The 18,300-nt window shown below is 61.4% G+C and carries 17 protein-coding genes; 5 read left to right on the plus strand and 12 right to left on the minus strand.

Annotated features, from left to right (window positions below):
- Positions 1 to 130 precede the first annotated feature (130 nt).
- Complete coding sequence (locus ACYZTX_RS18380; RefSeq protein ID WP_462035271.1) at positions 131 to 1,006, plus strand: aldose 1-epimerase; 876 nt, start codon at positions 131 to 133, stop codon at positions 1,004 to 1,006.
- Here ACYZTX_RS18380 and ACYZTX_RS18385 read toward each other — a convergent pair.
- The 12 genes from ACYZTX_RS18385 to pedF form a co-directional block, all read right to left on the minus strand.
- Entirely contained in the window at positions 991 to 2,718 is a 1,728-nt protein-coding gene (locus tag ACYZTX_RS18385; RefSeq protein WP_462035272.1) for a PAS domain-containing hybrid sensor histidine kinase/response regulator, read from the minus strand. The two genes, ACYZTX_RS18380 and ACYZTX_RS18385, sit on opposite strands and share 16 nt — an antisense overlap.
- Positions 2,702 to 3,865, minus strand: coding sequence for an alcohol dehydrogenase-like regulatory protein ErcA (gene ercA, locus ACYZTX_RS18390; protein WP_008149766.1), 1,164 nt, complete (start codon positions 3,863 to 3,865; stop codon positions 2,702 to 2,704). Before ercA ends, ACYZTX_RS18385 begins: the two co-directional genes overlap by 17 nt.
- Before the next feature lie 242 nt (positions 3,866 to 4,107).
- Entirely contained in the window at positions 4,108 to 5,241 is a 1,134-nt protein-coding gene (gene pqqE / locus ACYZTX_RS18395) for a pyrroloquinoline quinone biosynthesis protein PqqE (RefSeq protein ID WP_462035273.1), read from the minus strand.
- Positions 5,238 to 5,990 carry a pyrroloquinoline-quinone synthase PqqC gene (gene pqqC / locus ACYZTX_RS18400; RefSeq protein WP_462035274.1) on the minus strand — a complete coding sequence of 251 codons (753 nt, stop codon included), beginning with the start codon at positions 5,988 to 5,990 and terminating at the stop codon, positions 5,238 to 5,240. Before pqqC ends, pqqE begins: the two co-directional genes overlap by 4 nt.
- 126 nt (positions 5,991 to 6,116) lie before the next feature.
- Complete coding sequence (gene pqqB / locus ACYZTX_RS18405) at positions 6,117 to 7,031, minus strand: pyrroloquinoline quinone biosynthesis protein PqqB (protein ID WP_462035275.1); 915 nt, start codon at positions 7,029 to 7,031, stop codon at positions 6,117 to 6,119.
- Between the two features lie 55 nt (positions 7,032 to 7,086).
- Positions 7,087 to 7,158, minus strand: a complete 72-nt coding sequence (gene pqqA / locus ACYZTX_RS18410; RefSeq protein WP_003253598.1) for a pyrroloquinoline quinone precursor peptide PqqA — start codon at positions 7,156 to 7,158, stop codon at positions 7,087 to 7,089.
- Between the two features lie 263 nt (positions 7,159 to 7,421).
- Positions 7,422 to 8,942 (minus strand): acetaldehyde dehydrogenase ExaC, encoded by a 1,521-nt coding sequence (exaC, locus tag ACYZTX_RS18415; protein WP_462035276.1) that lies wholly within the window; start codon positions 8,940 to 8,942, stop codon positions 7,422 to 7,424.
- 160 nt (positions 8,943 to 9,102) lie between these two features.
- Positions 9,103 to 10,881 (minus strand): PQQ-dependent methanol/ethanol family dehydrogenase, encoded by a 1,779-nt coding sequence (locus ACYZTX_RS18420; RefSeq protein ID WP_462035277.1) that lies wholly within the window; start codon positions 10,879 to 10,881, stop codon positions 9,103 to 9,105.
- Between the two features lie 273 nt (positions 10,882 to 11,154).
- Positions 11,155 to 12,093 carry a quinoprotein relay system zinc metallohydrolase 1 gene (locus tag ACYZTX_RS18425; RefSeq protein WP_462035278.1) on the minus strand — a complete coding sequence of 313 codons (939 nt, stop codon included), beginning with the start codon at positions 12,091 to 12,093 and terminating at the stop codon, positions 11,155 to 11,157.
- A gap of 16 nt (positions 12,094 to 12,109) precedes the next feature.
- Entirely contained in the window at positions 12,110 to 12,871 is a 762-nt protein-coding gene (locus ACYZTX_RS18430; protein WP_462035279.1) for a quinoprotein dehydrogenase-associated SoxYZ-like carrier, read from the minus strand.
- Positions 12,871 to 13,746, minus strand: a complete 876-nt coding sequence (locus ACYZTX_RS18435; protein ID WP_462035280.1) for a substrate-binding periplasmic protein — start codon at positions 13,744 to 13,746, stop codon at positions 12,871 to 12,873. Before ACYZTX_RS18435 ends, ACYZTX_RS18430 begins: the two co-directional genes overlap by 1 nt.
- 3 nt (positions 13,747 to 13,749) lie before the next feature.
- On the minus strand, positions 13,750 to 14,211 hold the full coding sequence (gene pedF, locus ACYZTX_RS18440; RefSeq protein WP_462035281.1) for a cytochrome c-550 PedF: 462 nt from the start codon (positions 14,209 to 14,211) through the stop codon (positions 13,750 to 13,752).
- 276 nt (positions 14,212 to 14,487) lie between these two features.
- Here pedF and ACYZTX_RS18445 point away from each other — a divergent pair, with 276 nt between their 5' ends.
- Genes ACYZTX_RS18445 through ACYZTX_RS18460 form a run of 4 tightly spaced genes read left to right on the plus strand, consistent with a single transcriptional unit; the run spans position 14,488 to position 18,201 of the window.
- The gene (locus ACYZTX_RS18445) at positions 14,488 to 15,672 is read left to right on the plus strand and encodes an ABC transporter substrate-binding protein (protein ID WP_462035282.1); all 1,185 of its coding nucleotides are present in this window, start codon (positions 14,488 to 14,490) and stop codon (positions 15,670 to 15,672) included.
- Positions 15,673 to 15,710: 38 nt separating this feature from the next.
- Positions 15,711 to 16,685, plus strand: coding sequence for a YVTN family beta-propeller repeat protein (locus ACYZTX_RS18450; RefSeq protein WP_462035283.1), 975 nt, complete (start codon positions 15,711 to 15,713; stop codon positions 16,683 to 16,685).
- Positions 16,682 to 17,413, plus strand: a complete 732-nt coding sequence (locus ACYZTX_RS18455; protein ID WP_462035284.1) for an ABC transporter ATP-binding protein — start codon at positions 16,682 to 16,684, stop codon at positions 17,411 to 17,413. Before ACYZTX_RS18450 ends, ACYZTX_RS18455 begins: the two co-directional genes overlap by 4 nt.
- Positions 17,410 to 18,201, plus strand: a complete 792-nt coding sequence (locus ACYZTX_RS18460) for an ABC transporter permease (protein WP_462035285.1) — start codon at positions 17,410 to 17,412, stop codon at positions 18,199 to 18,201. The genes ACYZTX_RS18455 and ACYZTX_RS18460 overlap by 4 nt, the downstream gene beginning before the upstream one ends.
- Positions 18,202 to 18,300: the final 99 nt, after the last annotated feature.

The following is an 18,300-nucleotide window of genomic DNA, read 5'->3' on the forward strand; positions in this document are numbered from 1 at the left end:
CGTAAACCCGTAATACGCGGTGTATCAGTAAAACCGTATATACCGGATTGACGACTGCTTCGCAGCCGAACGCAGGCTTCGCCAGCTGCTACAGAGAACATCGGTGTACTCCTATCCGAGCTCAATACGCATGACTCCAAAAATTCTCGAACTCGAAGACGAACTCACCCACCTCACCCTCGCCCCGGAACTCGGCGGCAGCCTCGTCAACTGGACGGTGCGCAGCACCGGCCAGCCGCTGTTGCGCCACAACGATGCCCATGCGCTGAACACCGGCCTGCCGGGCAAACTCGGCTGCTATCCCTTGGCCCCATGGTCGAACCGCATCGCCGAAGGTGGTTTCGACTGCCCTGATGGCTGGCTCGCCTTGACCCCCAACAGCCGCACCGATCCCCTGCCAATTCACGGCAGCGCCTGGCAACAGGCGTGGCAGGTGGTTTCGCAGACGCGAGATGAAATCGTTCTGCAACTCGACAGCTCAACGCCGTTCGCCTATCGCGCCCGGCAACGATTCCATCTGAGCGAAGGCAAGCTGAGCATTGATCTGCAGGTCACCCATCTGGCCGAACGCGCTGCCTGGCATGGGCTCGGTTTGCATCCATACTTTCCACGCACAGCGAACACCCGGCTACAGGCCAAGGCTGAAAAAGTGTGGTTATGCGATGGAGAAAAACTGCCGACCGAGCTGATGGACCTGCCCGCCGAGTGGGACTTTCATCAAACTAAAGCACTGCCCGACACCTTGGTCGACAACGGCTTCTGCGAATGGGACGGCCACTGCCTGATCCAGCAACCCGACTTGGGTTATGAGCTGGAATGCCGGGTCACCGGCAGCGATTACTACCTGCTCTACTGCCCGGTGGGCCTGGGGTTTTTCTGCATCGAACCAGTGAGCCACCCGGTCAACGCTCATCACCTGCCCGGTCGACCGGGGCTGCGTTTGCTGGAGCAAGGCGAGTCAGCCGAACTCGGTTTTAGCCTGCACTATCGCTACCCCAGCAACTGACTCAGCACCGCGCGCAACTTGCCGGGTTTCACTGGCTTGTTCAGCAGCGGTGCCTCGAGTCTCTGCAATGAGCGTCGACATTGATCCGTGCGGTCGGCGGTGATGATGACCGCCGGAATAACCTGGTGGTAATGCTCGCGCAAATGCCTGACCACATCACAGCCCACCACCCCGTGATCGAGGTGGTAGTCCGCCAGAATCAGTTCCGGTGGTCGCCCCTGCAAGGCCGCCAGTGCGGAGAATTCATCAGTGGCCGTGACCACCTCGCAACCCCACTGCCCGAGCAGCGCGCTCATGCTTTCGAGAATGCTCACTTCGTTGTCCAGTACCAGCAAACGTCGGCCCGGCAATGGATTGCCAGTGCCCGGTTGAGGCGCCGCCAGGCTGATCGGCAGCGGGACCTCATGGGAAATCGGCACCTCGATGCTGAACATCGACCCGCGCCCCGGCAACGAATGAACCTGGATTTTGTAACCTAGAATCTTGGCGATGCGTTCAACGATCGCCAGCCCCAGGCCCACACCCTTGCGGTCGGCGGCGCGTCCGACGTCCAGTTGGTTGAACTCGAGGAAGATTGAATCCAGCCGGTCCGCCGCGATCCCGCGCCCGGTGTCCCAGACTTCCAGGCGCAGCATTTCACCCCGGCGTCTGGCACCCAGCAGGATGCAGCCCTCGTCGGTGTAGCGGCAGGCATTGCTGAGAAAGTTGCGCAGGATCCGCGTCATCAGGCGCAGGTCAGTGCTAATGGCGTAATCGCCCACGTGCGCCCGCAGGTTCAAACCTGCTGCTTCGGCCACTGAGCGGAATTCCGAAACCAGCGGCCCGAGCAATTCATCGAGGCGATACAGCGCAATGTCCGGTTTGACGGCGGCCTGATCGAGCCGGGAAATATCCAGCAAATCGGTGAGCAAATCTTCCGCCCCTTCCAGCGCCTGGTGCGTACGCTCCACCAGCACTTGTTCGACGTCGGGCAGCTTGCGCTCGCGCAGGGTGGAGATCAGCAAACGTGCGGCGTTGAGCGGTTGCAGCAGGTCATGGCTGGCGGCGGCGAGGTATTTGTCCTTGCTGCGATTGGCGGCCTCGGCGGCGTCCCGGGCATCGCGCAATGCCTGGGCAATCTGTTTACGCTGGGTGATCTGCTGTTGCAGGTTGCGGTTGGCTTCCAGCAGCTCGTCGGTGCGCGCGGTGACTCGCTGCTCCAGTTCGTCATTGAGTTGCTGCAGGCGCTGCTGGGCGAGTTTGCGTTCGGTGATGTCGGCGACAAAACCCTCCACCAGCCCTTCCTGATCAGGCTTGAGCAACAGGTTCATCAGCACGTCGAGACTGCTGCCATCCTTGCGCCGCAATTGGGTTTCGTAACCGAGCAGACTGCGCTCGCGCTTGAGCATTTCGCCGATGTTTTCCAGCTCTTGAGCACCGCCGACAAACAGGTTGCTCGCCAGGTCGGCCAGTGAAAACAGCACTTCTTGCGGGTCCTGATAGCCGAGCATCCGTGCCAGTGCCGGATTGGCGGCACGCATGCCTTCCAAGAGGCTGGCCTGGAAGATCCCGTGGACGGCGTTTTCGAACAGCCATTTGTAGCGATTGCGCTCGGTTTCCAGCTCGTCCAGGCGCGCGGCCAGTTCCGGGTAATGACTCTTGCGCGCCGAGTGCCTGCCTAATCCCAGTAACCCCGCCAGCGCCCGTTGCTGTTCGTCAGAGGGCTTCGCCATAGACGACCTCGACATCACGCTGACTGGACTCGCGCGGGTTGGTCAGGATGCACGGGTCGTGCATGGCGTGTTGCGACAGGAACGGAATGTCCGCGGTGCTGACGCCGTGCAGTCCGAGGGTTTCGTGGAAGCCGATCGCATGTTTCAGAGCGATCAGATGTTCAACCAGACGCCCGCAGATCTGCCGGTGATTCAAGCCACGGCAATCAATGCCGAAGGTCTCGGCGATCACCTTGAAACGCTCCGGTGCCGAGCTGTAGTTGAACGCCACCACGTGTTCTACCAGCACGGCGTTGCACAAACCGTGCGGCAGATCGAGAAACCCGCCCAGGCTGTGGGACATGGCGTGTACCGCGCCGAGTATCGCGTTAGAGAACGCCAGCCCGGCCTGCATGCTGCCGAGCATGATCTTCTCGCGCAGGGCGATGTCGTTGGGGTTGGCGATCATCTGCACCAGGTTGCCGTTGATCAGGCGCATCGCCTCCAGCGCATGGGGATCGGTCAACGGCCCGTGACCGGTGGACACAAACGCTTCGATGGCATGCACCAATGCATCGATGCCGGTACAGGCCGACAGGAACGGGTCCATGCTCAGGGTGGTTTCCGGGTCGATCAGCGACACGTCCGGGACCACCGCCTTACTGACGATGGAGAACTTCATGCGCTCTTGCTGATTGGAGATGATCACGAATTGCGAGACATCGGCCGACGTCCCGGCGGTGGTCGGAATCAGGATCAGTGGAGGGCTGGGCACGCGGATGGTGTCCACGCCTTCGAATTCGAGGATGCTGCGTCCATGGGCGACGACAATGCCAATGCCCTTGCCGCAATCCATCGGGCTGCCGCCACCGACGGCCACGATCACATCGCAATGATTTTCCCGATACAGATCGGCGCCGAGCATCACTTCTTCGACCCGTGGGTTGGGCGAGACCGCGCTGTACAGGACATACTCGATGCCCTGGGCTTGCAGACTGGCCTCGACATCGGCGACCCAACCGGCGGCAATCACACCGGGATCGCTGACCAGCAGCACCTTGCGGGCACCAAAGGTTTTCGCGCAATTGCCGACGTTGTGCCGACAGCCCGCACCAAAGATGATTTCAGGCGAAACGAATTTACGCAGCTGGCTGAGACTCTGGCTCATTGGAAAGCCTGTTTTTATTGTTTTGGAAGGTAGAACCACACTAACCCATCCCGTCGCGAATGCAATCAGACCAAAGGGTAGCAGGCCGCGGTGTACCCAATCTCGCATCCACCGAAAATCCCCTGTGGGAGCGGGCTTGCTCGCGAAAGCGGTGGGTCAGTCGACATCAATATTGAATGTAATGACGCCTTCGCGAGCAAGCCCGCTCCCACAGGGATCTGTGTCGGTCGCACCTTTTCGATTCATCCGCGGTAGATCAGTCGCGAAGCCTTCTCGTTACGCAACGTCAGGTGTTCCATGCCCAGCCCCGGTGCCTCGGCTTCCTCGCGAGCCTTGAGAATCATGCCGTGGTGCGGCGACTTGCTGCACACCGGGTCAGCATTTTCGGCATCCCCGGTCAGCATGAATGCCTGGCAGCGGCAGCCGCCCAGATCCTTGTGCTTTTCATCGCAGGAGCGGCACGGCTCTTTCATCCAGTCATCGCCACGAAAGCGATTGAAACCGAAAGAATCAGTCCAGATGTGCTCGATACTGTGCTCGCGCACGTTGGGAAACTGCACCGGCAACTGTCGGGCGCTGTGGCAAGGCAACGCCGTGCCGTCCGGGGTGATGTCGAGGAACAGATTGGCCCAGCCGTTCATACAAGTCTTGGGGCGCTCTTCGTAGTAATCCGGGGTGACGAAGATCAGCTTGCACGGGTGGCCCTGCGCTTCAAGACGCTCGCGGTATTCATTAGTGATGCGCTCGGCACGCTGCAATTGTTCGCGCGTGGGTAACAGGCCAACGCGGTTGAGCTCGGCCCAGCCGTAGAACTGGCACGTCGCCAATTCGACGAAATCCGCTTCCAGTTCCAGGCACAAGTCGATGATCTGCGCGATCTGGTCGATGTTGTGCCGATGGGTGACGAAGTTCAGCACCATCGGGTAGCCCTGGGCCTTCACCGCGCGGGCCATGGCGAGTTTCTGGGCGAAGGCCTTGCGCGAACCGGCGAGCATGTTGTTCACCGCTTCGTCGGCGGCCTGGAAGCTGATCTGAATGTGGTCCAGCCCCGCGACCTTGAAATCGCGGACTTTCTGCTCGGTCAGGCCGATGCCCGAGGTGATCAGGTTGGTGTAGTAACCCATGTCCCGGGCGGCTTTGATCAGCTCGGCCAAGTCCTGGCGAACCAACGGCTCGCCGCCGGAAAAGCCCAGTTGCGCGGCGCCCATCTCCCGGGCTTCACGGAACACCCGAATCCATTCCTCGGTGCTCAATTCCTCACCCTGCTGAGCGAAGTCCAGCGGGTTGGAGCAATACGGGCATTGCAGCGGGCAGCGATAAGTCAACTCTGCCAGTAACCACAATGGCGGACCCGGTGGCTGTTCAATCAGGTTCACAGGGCGATCCCCCGGTGCCAGACAGGCTCGGTGGTGACGGTGTGATACGGCGGGCGCTCCAGCTCGTAGGCCATGCTCATGGCGTCGAGCATGCTCCACAGCACGTCAAGCTTGAACTGCAGGATTTCCAGCATGCGTTGCTGGCCTTCGACCGTGACGTAGTGCGCCAAGGTAATGCGCAAACCATGCTCTACGTCGCGTCGCGCCTGACTCAGGCGAGTACGGAAATAGTCGTAGCCGCCGACGTCGATCCACGGGTAATGGGTCGGCCAGGCATCGAGCCGGGATTGGTGAATCTGTGGCGCAAACAGCTCGGTCAGCGAACTGCTGGCGGCTTCTTGCCAACAGGCGCGGCGGGCGAAATTGACGTAGGCATCCACGGCGAAACGTACACCGGGCAACACCAATTCCTGTGAGAGGATTTGCTCGCGATCCAGCCCCACCGCTTCGCCCAGCCGCAGCCAGGCTTCGATGCCGCCCTCGCTGCCAGGTGCGCCGTCGTGATCGAGGATCCGTTGCAGCCATTCCCGGCGCACGTCGCGGTCTGGACAGTTGGCGAGAATCGCTGCGTCCTTCAGGGGGATGTTTACCTGGTAATAGAAGCGATTGGCGACCCAGCCTTGTATCTGCTCGCGGGTTGATCGGCCGGCATACATGGCTTGGTGGAATGGATGGTGGATGTGGTAATAGGCGCCTTTGGCGCGCAGGGCTGCTTCGAATTCGCTGAGGGACATTGCGTTGTCAGTCATTGCGGTTCTCCTGTTAGCTCTGCGGTGTCTGGTCCGGCGCCTTCGCGAGCAGGCTCGCTCCCACAGGGTTTTGTGTACACAGCAGATCCCTTGTGGGAGCGAGCCTGCTCGCGAAGGGGCCATCCGCTACAGCACAATACTCATGCCGTCATAGGCCACTTCGATCCCGCGCCGCTCCAGCAGCGCCCGCTCGGCCGAGTCTTCGTCGAGGATCGGGTTGGTGTTGTTGATATGGATCAGCACCTTGCGCTGGCGGGTGAAGCCTTCAAGGATTTCGAGCATGCCACCAGGGCCGCTTTGCGACAGGTGACCCATTTCACTGCCCAGGTTCTGGCCGACCTCGCAGACTCGCATCTCGTCGTCGCGCCACAAGGTGCCGTCCAGCAACAGGCAATCGGCGCGTTGCATCCAGCTCATGACTTCGTCGTCGATTTGACCCAGGCCTGGCGCATAGAACAGTGAGGCGCCGGTGCGTCGGTCTTCGATAAACAACCCGATGGTGTCGCCCGGCTGCGGATTGCCGCGATTGGGCGAGTACGGCGGTGCGTTGCTCACCAGGGGGATCGCACGAAATTGCAGGTGTTCGCAGGCCGCGATGCCGAACAGCTCGCAGTCCAGCCCGACCGGTTGCCACTGCAACCCGCCATTCCAATGCTTGAGCATGGTGAACAAGGGGAAGCCGCTGCTCAGGTCTTCATGAACGCGTTCGGTGCACCAGACCGAATGCGGGCAGCCTTCGCGCAGGCTCAACAGGCCGGTGCAATGGTCGATCTGGCTGTCCAGCAGGACGACGCCGACGATCGCGGTATCACGCACCCGGCGCGCCGGTTGCAGCGGCGCGAAACTCTCGAGTTGCGCGCGAATGTCCGGTGAAGCATTGCACAGCACCCAATCCACACCGTTGTCGCTCAGGGCAATCGAGGACTGTGTGCGCCGTTGCGCCCGCAGGCTGCCATTGCGCATCGCGGCGCACTGGCGGCAGTTGCAATTCCATTGCGGAAAACCGCCGCCAGCGGCGGATCCGAGAACGCGAATGTGCATGAGCAATGCTCCAGAAGGCAGGCCCGGCCAACGCAACAGCTGGCCGGGTGAACAGTCAGCGGTTGGCGAAATACATCGTCACTTCGAAGCCAATGCGCAGATCGGTAAACGCGGGTTTAGTCCACATGGGTCAATCCTCTTCTTGTTGTGCCGGACGATTCCGGTAAAGCCATTAATGCACGGGGTGCCAGGTGCCCGAATGCTACTTTCGAACGAGGTGGCGGCGTGCATTGGTAGGGGGTGTTTGCGCGATGTTCAAGACCATCCAGAAACCAATGTGGGAGCGAGCCTGCTCGCGAAGAGGCCAGCACATTCAACATTGATGTTGATTGTCAGGCCGCCTTCGCGAGCAGGCTCGCTCCCACAGGGGGTTGTGTTGTGCTTGCTAAATCAGAAGAACCCCATCGGATTGATGTCGTAGCTCACCAGCAGGTTTTTGGTCTGCTGATAATGGTCGAGCATCATCTTGTGGTTTTCACGGCCGACACCGGATTTCTTGTAGCCACCGAACGCGGCGTGGGCCGGGTACAGGTGGTAGCAGTTGGTCCAGACACGCCCGGCCTTGATCGCCCGGCCCATGCGGTAGGCGCGGTTGATGTCGCGGGTCCACAGGCCGGCACCGAGGCCGAACTCGCTGTCGTTGGCAATCGCCAGGGCTTCGGCTTCGTCCTTGAAGGTGGTGATACCCACCACCGGGCCGAAGATTTCTTCCTGGAATACGCGCATCTTGTTGTGGCCCTTGAGCAGCGTCGGCTGGATGTAATAGCCGCTGGACAGGTCGCCTTCGAGGCGCTCGGCCGCGCCGCCGGTGAGCAGCTCGGCGCCCTCCTCCTGGGCAATTTTCAGGTACGAGAGGATCTTGTCGTATTGCTGCTCGGACGCCTGGGCGCCGACCATGGTTTCGGTGTCCAGCGGGTCGCCGCGCTTGATCTTGACGATTTTCTTCATCACCACTTTCATGAAGTCGTCGTAGATCGATTCCTGAACCAGGGCCCGGGACGGACAGGTGCAGACTTCGCCCTGGTTGAAGAACGCCAGCACCAAACCTTCGGCGGCCTTCTCGATGAACTGCGGTTCGGCTTGCATGATGTCTTCGAAGAAAATGTTCGGCGACTTGCCGCCCAATTCGACTGTACTCGGAATGATGTTTTCGGCCGCGCATTTCATGATGTGCGCGCCAATCGGAGTCGAACCGGTGAAGGCGATCTTGGCGATGCGCTTGCTGGTGGCCAGCGCCTCACCCGCTTCGCGACCGAAACCCTGGACGATGTTTAGCACACCGGCTGGCAGCAAATCGGCGATCAGTTCGGCGAAGACCATGATCGACAGCGGCGTCTGCTCGGCGGGCTTGAGTACCACGCAGTTGCCGGCAGCCAGGGCCGGGGCGAGTTTCCACGCGGCCATCAGCAGCGGGAAGTTCCACGGAATGATCTGCCCGACCACGCCCAATGGCTCGTGGAAGTGATAGGCCGTCGTCAACTCGTTGATCTCGGCGGCCCCGCCCTCTTGAGCGCGGATGCACCCGGCGAAGTAACGGAAATGGTCGGCGGCCAGCGGCACGTCGGCGTTCAGGGTCTCGCGCACGGCTTTGCCGTTGTCCCAGGTTTCGGTGACGGCGAGGATTTCCAGATTCTGCTCGATGCGGTCGGCAATTTTCAGCAGCACCAGGGAGCGGTCTTGCGCCGAGGTTTTGCCCCAGGCATCGGCGGCGGCATGGGCGGCATCGAGGGCTTTTTCGATGTCGGCGGCGCTGGACCGAGGGAACTCGGCGATCACTTCACCGGTGACCGGCGAGGTGTTGGTGAAATATTCGCCATTGACCGGGGCGACGAACTCGCCGCCAATGAAGTTGCCGTAGCGCGCTTTGAACGTAACGATGGCGCCGGGTGTTCCAGGTTGTGCGTAGATCATGGTGGGCCTCTGTCTGGGTCGATACCTGTCGGGCAAACAGGCGATGAACCGATAGTAGAGAGCCCCGCGCGTCAGACGAATGCGCCGTTGGCAGGGGGACTCTCGTTATTTGGTCGTAGGTTTTGCACAAATCCCACAGGGTTATGCGGTGGACTCAGGGTTAGTGCTTGGCCACCACCAGGTCTTTAGGCAGCTTGAAGGTCCAGAGCATGCCGCCCTGGTTGAAGTCCTTGACGCGCTTGGCCACTTCGCCGCCCCACAGCGGAACAGCACCACCCCAGCCGGAGAGGACCGAGACGTACTGCTCGCCGTCCATTTCCCAGGTCACAGGCGAGCCGAGTACGCCGGAGCCAGTCTGGAATTCCCAGACTTTCTCGCCGGTCTTGGCGTTGAATGCCTGCAGGAAACCTTCCGGCGTACCGGTGAACACCAGGTTGCCTTTGGTGGTCAGCACTCCGCCCCACAGCGGTGCGAAGTTCTTGTGGCGCCAGACTTCCTTGCCGGTCTTTGGGTCGATGGCGCGCAGGACGCCGATGTAGTCTTCATTCAACGGTTTGATGGTGAAACCGGCACCGAGGAACGCCGCGCCTTTTTTGTAGGCGATGCCTTCGTTCCAGATGTCCATGCCCCACTCGTTGGACGGCACGTAGAACAGCCCGGTGTCCTTGTTGTAAGCCATCGGCATCCAGTTTTTCGCGCCGAGGAATGCCGGGGCTACGAACACAGAACTGCCTTTGGCTTCGATGCCCGGTGCGCCAGGACGGCTGGCCTCGTTGTAAATCGGCCGGCCCTCTTTATCCAGGCCGGTGGCCCAGGTGATTTTGTCCACGAACGGGAAGCCGCGAATGAACTTGCCATTGGTGCGGTCCAGCACGTAGAAGAAGCCATTACGGTCAGCGGTCGCGGCGGCTTTGATCTCTTTGCCGCCTTCGGTGTAGTTGAACGAGACCAGCTCGTTCACGCCGTCATAATCCCAGCCGTCGTGAGGCGTGCTCTGGAAGTGCCATTTGATGGTGCCGTCGTCCGGGTTGAGCGCCAGGCGCGACGACGAATAGAGGTTGTCGCCCGGGCGCAGGTGCGAGTTCCACGGCGCCGGGTTGCCGGTGCCGAACAGCAGCAGATTGGTTTCCGGGTCGTAGTAACCGCCAAGCCAAGGGGCCGCGCCGCCGGTTTTCCACAGATCGCCGGGCCAGGTCTTGCCGGCTTCGCCGCCGGAGATGCCGTTCTCTACCGCTTTGCCATCCTTGTAGGTGTAGCCCATGTGGCCTTCGACAGTGGGCCGGCTCCACAGCAGGTTGCCGTTTTTCGGGTCGTAGGCTTCGATCTTGCCGACCACGCCGAACTCGCCACCGGCCACGCCGGTAATCAGTTTGCCGTTGATCACCAATGGCGCGGCACTGATCGAATAGCCTTCCTTGTGGTCGGCGACTTTCTTGCTCCAGACGACTTTGCCGGTGTCCTTGTTCAGGGCCACGAGCTTGGCGTCGAGGGTGCCGAAGAACACCAGGTCGCCGTACAGCGCGACACCACGGTTGATCACGTCGCAGCAGGGACGGATGTCATCGGGCAGGCGCGCATCGTATTGCCAGAGTTTTTTGCCGGTGCGCGCATCCACCGCAAACACCCGCGAGTAGGAACCGGTCATGTACATGACGCCGTCCTTGATCATCGGCTGTGCTTGCTGACCGCGTTGTTTTTCACCGCCGAAGGAGAACGCCCAGACCGGCCGCAAGTCTTTCACGTTGTTGACGTTGAGGGTGTCCAGCGGGCTGTAGCGTTGACCCTGGACGCCCAGACCGTTGGTGACGATCTGCTCCGGGTTCTTGGGGTCCTGGAGGATGTCTTGATCAGTGACGCCGGCCAATGCCGAGCCAGACAACAGCATGGCACTGAGCAGCACACTCAAGACGAAGGGTTGGCGACGTGCGGGTTGGGTCATGACGGCTACCTCTGCGGTTTTTGTTATACCCGGGAAATTTTCCCGGTCTGGTGCAGATTCTTGGGCGCCGCCGCCCCTGGAACAATTGCCCGCAGTGCTGAGATTGCTAGTTCCTTAGTACCGGGTCGGAAAAGATGAACACCGGATTTCCTGATCGCCTTAGGTCCCCTGTGGGAGCGAGCCTGCTCGCGAAGGCGATGTGCCAGGCGACATCAATAGTGGATGTGAGGGCCTCTTCGCGAGCAGGCTCGCTCCCACAAGGACCTGTGTTGTTCACTTGTTTGCGGTGGAATCGACACGGGTCATCTGTGCGCGTTCGTAACGCGGATACAAATGGCTGACGCTGCGGATCAGCTCGTAACGACTGAGGCTGATGCCCGCGAAACGCTCGGGAATGGGGCTGCGGATCATCTCGGCCATGTCGCGGCCATTGGCGGCGCCATCGCGCATGAGCTGATCGAGCCAGCTCAGGTAGTCACGCATTTGCTCGAACGGTTGTGGATCGCTGGCCACCGGTCCATGGCCGGGCACTATCAGCGTCCACGGCAGGCCTTGAAGGGTGGCAATGTCCGCCAGCCACACCGACAGCCCCGGACTGTTGGGTGTGGTCAGCGCCCGTTTATAAAACACCAGATCCCCGGCAAACAACACGCCGGTTTTCTGGTCGAGAATAGCCAGATCAGCGCCAGTGTGCCCACCCAGGCCCAGCAGACGAAAATCGTGATCCCCAAAACTTCGCACGCCGGGCGTCAGCGTTTCGGTCGGCAACACCACTTCGGTGCCGCGCATCCAGTCACCCACCAGTCGATACATATTCTCGGCCATGGCATCGCCCTGCTGATGCAACAGCTCGGCGGTGCCGGCCAGCGCGCCGATCGGCACGTCACTAAAGGCCTGGTTGCCGAGCACATGATCAGGATGATGATGGGTCAGCAGCACCTCTATCACCGGTTTATCGGTGGTCGCGGCAATCGCCTTGCGCATCGCTTCGCCGTAGCGTTTCGACGGCCCGGTATCGATCACCACCACGCCGCGCTCGGTGACGACGAACGCGGTATTGACGATGTTGCCGCCGTTGGCCTTGGCGAAATTGTCAGTGCTGCCTTCCAGCAGCCAGGTGTCTTCGGCGATTTGCCGGGGCTTGAGTGAGTACTCGAGATCGGCGAGGGCCGGCAGGCTCAGGCTTACAAACAACAGCAGCATCCAGCGCATCACGCGCTCCTTTGGGTCAGGGTATGGCCGCATCGAATTGATTGCCGCTGTTGTCGCGCAATAACAGGCGCGTCTGCCCTGCTCCTTCGATGTCAAAGGCCAGGTTGGGGTTTTCGCTGACGGCGGGAAACAGCTCAAGACGGGCCAACAGATGATCGTTTTGGTCCCGCAACTCCGCATGGTTGATGAAGAATTCCGGGATGCCGCTGACCATGCCGTTGTCCATCGGATGCGCCACCTGCAGCCGCACGCGACTGAACTCGCCACGGGGATAACGACCGCCCAGCACTTCGCCGATGTGGTCCTCCCAACCTGGCTGGGTGCGCACCACACTCGGCGCCGTGCAACCGCCGCCCGCCGCATCGATCAGGGTCGAGCCGACATGCCAGAGGCCGTCGCGGGTCAGCACCGCCGCACGCAACGGCGTGGCTTGCTCAATGCGGATACGGATCGACAGCCAGGGCAGTACGCGATCGAGCGGCTGGAAATCGACGATTTTCGGTAAGGGGTTGAGTTCGGCCCAGGCGAGGATTTTCACCACCTCGCCCTTGAACGCCCGGGCGTCGATCTCCAGCGGCACTTGCCGGGCGTCTTCGGCGAACGGCGGCGCCAACAGCTTGACCCGGTCGTCGAACACGAACGGCGCATCGCCGAGCATCTGCTTGTGATAGAAGTCCCACATCACCGAGGGCACCGGGTCTTTGCCCGGGTCGATGTCCACGGCGTGCGCGGCGATGGGTAACCAGCAGGCCAACAGACAACTCGCTCGCCAGTTCACTATTGATACATCTCGGGCACGTCATAGCGCAGGCCGTAGTGGCCATAAATGGTTTTGACGGCGCCCTCGCGGATCAAGGTTTCCAGCGCCTCTTCCACTGCATAGGCCAACTGACGGTTGCTTTCATGCACCGCCATACCGATCTCCCAGAGCTGCTTGCCCATGTTCGGGTAGGCGTTTTCCGCCAGCGCCACTTGCGGGTCCGCCGCTTCATGCACTTGCCAGTCGATCTCGCCGCGCATGGCCATCACCGCGTCGACTTCACCGGCCTTCATGGCCGCGAAAGCCTGTGCCACGCCGGGGTAGTGATGGGTTTTGCCGGCGAGCATGCCGCTGAATACCGAGGTCAGGTAGAACGACGGCACACTGTCGACTTCGACGCCGATCGGGTGGTGTTCGAACACGGCGACGCTGCCCACCTTGTCCAGCCGCCGACGGTCGTAGGCGACCTGCCATTGTTCGTTCTGGTACGGCCCGAACATCACCACATGGCCATTTTCCAACTCACCCAGTTCATTGCGTTTCTGCGCGTAATCGCGATCATACGGCACGCGCATCATCAGGTCGGCCAGTTGCAGATCGTGCAACTGACTGGCACGCCAGATGTAATCGCGCAGGTCGTCATCGAGCTTCTCGCCGGCGGGCGCCCACATCAACGTCAGGCGCACGCCAAGGGCCGTGGCCAACGCCTCGGCGAGTTCGACATCAACGCCACGGGCCTGGCCGGCGTCTTCAAAACTGTAGGGGGCGAAGTCCTTGTAGACCGCCACTTTCAGCTCCCCGGCGGCAATCATTTCGTCATAGGTTCGGACCTGCGCCTGCACTGCCTGGCAGTACAGCAACACAGCGCTGATCAACACAGCGAGCAGGCGCATGGATTACTCCTCGACGTGAACGCTGTCCAGGTAAGTGCGCACCGCCCACAACGCTTCCTGGCTCAGGTAGTCGGCCATCTTCGGCATGTAGACCCGACCGTCACGCACGGCACCGTTGCGCACACGTTCGACGAACCATTCATCACCCGCTTCGGCGACATCCAGCATGCGCAGATCGGGGGCGATGCCGCCGGATTTGGCTTCCAGGCCATGACAGGCTGCGCAGTTCTGGTTGTAGGCCGAAGAGCCGATTTCCACGGCCTTGTCGTGCTCCGGGGAGGTGCGATACGGGTTCACCGCCGCCCACCCATCGCCATCAACCTGTACGCCGGCGTCCTTGATCGGGGTCAGGCCCGGGGTGGCGACAGCCTGAGGTACCACGTCGCCGTGAGCCCAGACGGAACCTGCGCTGATAAAACCGGCCAGCAGTCCGGCAACGAGTAAGGCGTTGCGTTTTGTTGTCATTGTTATGCCCTCTTGATTGCACGCAAAACCTCTTTGAAGAGGCTATGGCACCCATCTTAGGAAGGGCTTCGCGCAAGCCCCATGCTGCTTTGGTGTCCGCCGTCTAGTTCCTTGGTAGTAGGGCTTGTGGCGCACACGCAAATACAGCCGCGGATCGCAAAAACCGCGCCGCCCCGGGCGAGTTACTACCTTGGTACTGGCTCACTGGTACTTTCTGCATATTTCCTTCTGCCTCGCAGGCTTCCTATGCTGGCGCTACCTGTAATGGAGTGCCCTATGCGCCAGCTTGCCCCTTACGCCCTGATCTACCTGTTGGCGATTGCCTGCGCCGCCGGGCTGGCGACCCAGAGCCAGGCTGCCGACGCGCCGTTGCAGGTGAAAATCGGCTACCTGGGCTATCGCCCCGACCCGGGCCCGTTGCTGTCGAATGTCATTCCCGAACCGGTTGATGCCGGGCTGCGTGGCGCCGAATTGGCGATCACTGACAGCAACAGCACCGGGCGTTTCCTCAACCAGAGCTACAGCCTGGTCAGCGCCAACGTCGACAATCCAGATGCCCTGGTCGAAGCGGCCAAGGCCCAGCATGAACAAGGTCTGCGCCTGTTTGTGGTGAATGCACCGGCGCAGAGCCTGCGCCGGCTCAGCGCCGTGCTGCCCGACAGCTTGCTGTTCAATGCCGGCAGTCCCGATGACAGCCTGCGCAACACCGATTGCCTGCCGAATGTGCTGCACAGCCTGCCGAGTCGGGCGATGCTCGCCGATGCGCTGGCGCAGTTTCTGGTGGTGCGCAAATGGCAACGGGCGCTGCTGATCGTCGGCCCGACTCCGGACGATCAAGCCTATGCCGCCGCCCTGCGCCGCGCCGCCAAACGTTTCGGCTTGAAACTGGTGGCGGAAAAAGCCTGGAGCTTTGACAACGATCAGCGTCGCAGCGCCCAGGCCGACATGCCGCTGTTCACCCAGACTGCCGAGTACGACGTGGTGCTGGTGGCGGATGAACGCGGTGATTTCGGCGAATACGTGCCCTACCAGACCTGGTACCCACGGCCGGTCGCCGGCACTCAGGGCCTGACCCCGGTGGGCTGGCACAAAACCGTGGAAACCTACGGCGCCGCCCAGTTGCAGAAACGCTTCGAAGCCCTCGCCGGGCGCTGGATAAACGACCGGGATTTCGCCGCGTGGATCGCCGTGCGCAGCATCGCCAGTGCGGTGAGCAAGTTGCGTCAGACCGATCCGATGGCGATCCGTACGCTTGAAACCAGTGATCAATTGCCGCTGGACGGTTTCAAGGGTCGCAAGCTCAGTTATCGGCCGTGGAACGGCCAGTTGCGCCAACCCATTCCCATCGTCCAGCCCCGGGCTCTGGTCAGCACTTCGCCGCAGGACGGTTTTCTGCATCCCTTTAACGAGATGGACAGCCTGGGCTACGACAAGCCCGAGGTCAGCTGCAGCTTTCCCTGATCCCACCTCCACAACAATGACAATAAAAGGAATCCGCCATGCGCCGCACCCTGCTCTGCCGCTCCCTGCTTTTCTGGGCCCTGCTGCTTGCCGCCGGGCACGCCGCGGCCAGCACCGCCTGGGTTTCCAATGAAAAGGACAACAGCCTGAGCCTGATCGACCTGCAGACCTTGCAAGTCACCGATACCCTGCCCGTCGGCCAGCGCCCACGCGGTCTGCTGCTGTCCCACGACAATAAGCTGCTGTACATCTGCGCCAGTGACTCGGACCGGGTCCAGGTGATGGACGTCGCCACGCGCAAGATCATCAAGGAGCTGCCCTCGGGCAAAGATCCTGAGCAGTTCGCCCTGCACCCCAACAATCGCTGGCTGTACGTTTCCAACGAAGACGATGCGCTGGTGACGGTGATCGACACCGAAACCTCCAAGGTGCTGAGCCAGATCAACGTCGGCGTCGAACCTGAAGGCATGGCCGTCAGCCCCGACGGCAAGTGGGCGGTGAACACCAGCGAAACCAGCAACATGCTGCACTGGATCGACACTAGCACCCAGACGCTGGCCGACAGCACCCTGGTGGATCAGCGGCCGCGCTTCGTCGAATTCACGCCCGATGGCTCGAAGCTCTGGGCTTCGGCGGAAATCGGCGGCACGGTGACGATTCTCGACGTCGCCACCCGCAAGATCCTCAAGACCCTGACCTTCCAGATCAAGGGCGTGCACCCGGACAAGGTTCAACCGGTGGGCATCAAACTCAGCGCCGACGGCAAGTACGGTTTCGTCGCCCTCGGCCCGGCCAATCATGTCGCAGTGGTCGATGCCAAAACCTTTGAAGTGCTTGATTACCTGCTGGTCGGCCGGCGCGTCTGGCAGATGTCATTTACCCCGGATCAGAAGCAGTTACTGGCCACCAACGGTGTCAGCGGCGACGTGTCGGTGATTGATGTCGACAGCTTCAAGGTCACCAAATCGGTGAAGGTCGGGCGCTATCCGTGGGGCGTGGTGGTCACGCCATGAACGCACTGGAAGTCAGTAAGCTGAGCTTCGCCTATGGCGCGCGCGAGGCGTTGCGTCAGGTGAGTTTCAGCCTGGCACCCGGGCGTTTCGCGGCGCTGCTTGGGCCGAACGGCGCGGGTAAATCGACGCTGATCGCCCTGCTCACTCGGCTCTACGATGTGCAGCGCGGTGACATCCGCGTCGGCGGTTGTTCGCTGCGTGACGCGGCGCGTCCGGCGCTCAAGCAACTGGGTGTGGTGTTTCAGCAAAGCACGCTGGACCTGGACCTCAGCGTTGAACAAAACCTGCGTTATCACGCCGCGCTGCATGGGATGTCCCGGCGTCAGACCGGAATCCGGGTCGACGCCGAACTGGCCCGCCAGTCCCTGACTGAACGCCGTCGCGAGCGGGTCCGCGAACTCAATGGCGGCCACCGTCGCCGGGTGGAAATCGCTCGCGCGTTGCTGCATGAACCGCGCCTGCTGCTGCTCGACGAGGCCAGCGTCGGCCTCGACCCGGCCAGTCGGCTGGCGCTCAATCAGCACATTCGCAGTTTGTGCCGCGAGCAGCACCTCAGCGTGCTCTGGACCACCCATTTGCTGGATGAAGTGCAGCCGAGCGATGACTTGCTGATTCTTCATCAAGGACGCCTGGTGGCCAGCGGGCAGGCGGATACTTTGAGCCAGGAACATGGCGGCGACCTCGGGTCAGCCTTCACCCGCCTGACGACATCGGGAGCGGCCCAATGAATGCCTACTGGCAATGTTTCAGCGGTATCGTGCTGCGCGAATGGCTGCGCTTTGTGTTGCAGCGCACGCGGTTTCTTAGCGCGCTGGTGCGGCCGTTGCTGTGGTTGTTGGTGTTCGCCGCCGGTTTTCGCGCGGCACTCGGGATCGCGATCATCGAGCCCTACGACACCTACATTCCCTATGAGGTCTACATCATCCCCGGGCTGGCCTGCATGATCCTGCTGTTCAACGGCATGCAAGGTTCGCTGTCGATGGTCTACGACCGGGAAATGGGCAGCATGCGCGTGCTGCTGACCAGCCCCCTGCCCCGCACTTTCCTGTTGTGCAGCAAGTTGTTGGCCACCTCGCTGATCTCGCTGCTGCAGGTGTATGCCTTCCTGGCGATTGCCTGGGTGTACGGTGTGCAACCACCGGCCATGGGGCTGTTGATCGCCTTGCCGGCATTGTTGCTGGTGGCATTGATGCTCAGCGCACTGGGTTTGTTACTGTCCAACGCCATCCGTCAGCTGGAGAACTTCGCCGGGGTGATGAATTTCGTGATCTTCCCGCTGTTTTTCCTGTCCTCGGCGCTGTATCCGCTGTGGAAGATGCGCGAGTCCAGCGAGTGGCTGTACTGGTTGTGCGCGCTGAACCCGTTCACCCATGCGGTGGAACTGGTGCGGTTTGCCCTGTATGAACGCTTCAATCCGTTGGCGCTGGCGGTGTGCATCGGGCTGACGCTGGTATTCGCGCTGCTCGCCGTGTTCACCTTTAACCCGCAACACGCCGCCCTGCGCAAAACCAGCTAACAACACAGTTCACTGTGGGAGCGAGCCTGCTCGCGAAGCGGAGTGTCAGTCGACATCAATGCTGGATGTGATGGCCTCTTCGCGAGCAGGCTCGCTCCC

The sequence above is a fragment of the Pseudomonas sp. MDT1-17 genome, assembly GCF_054898105.1.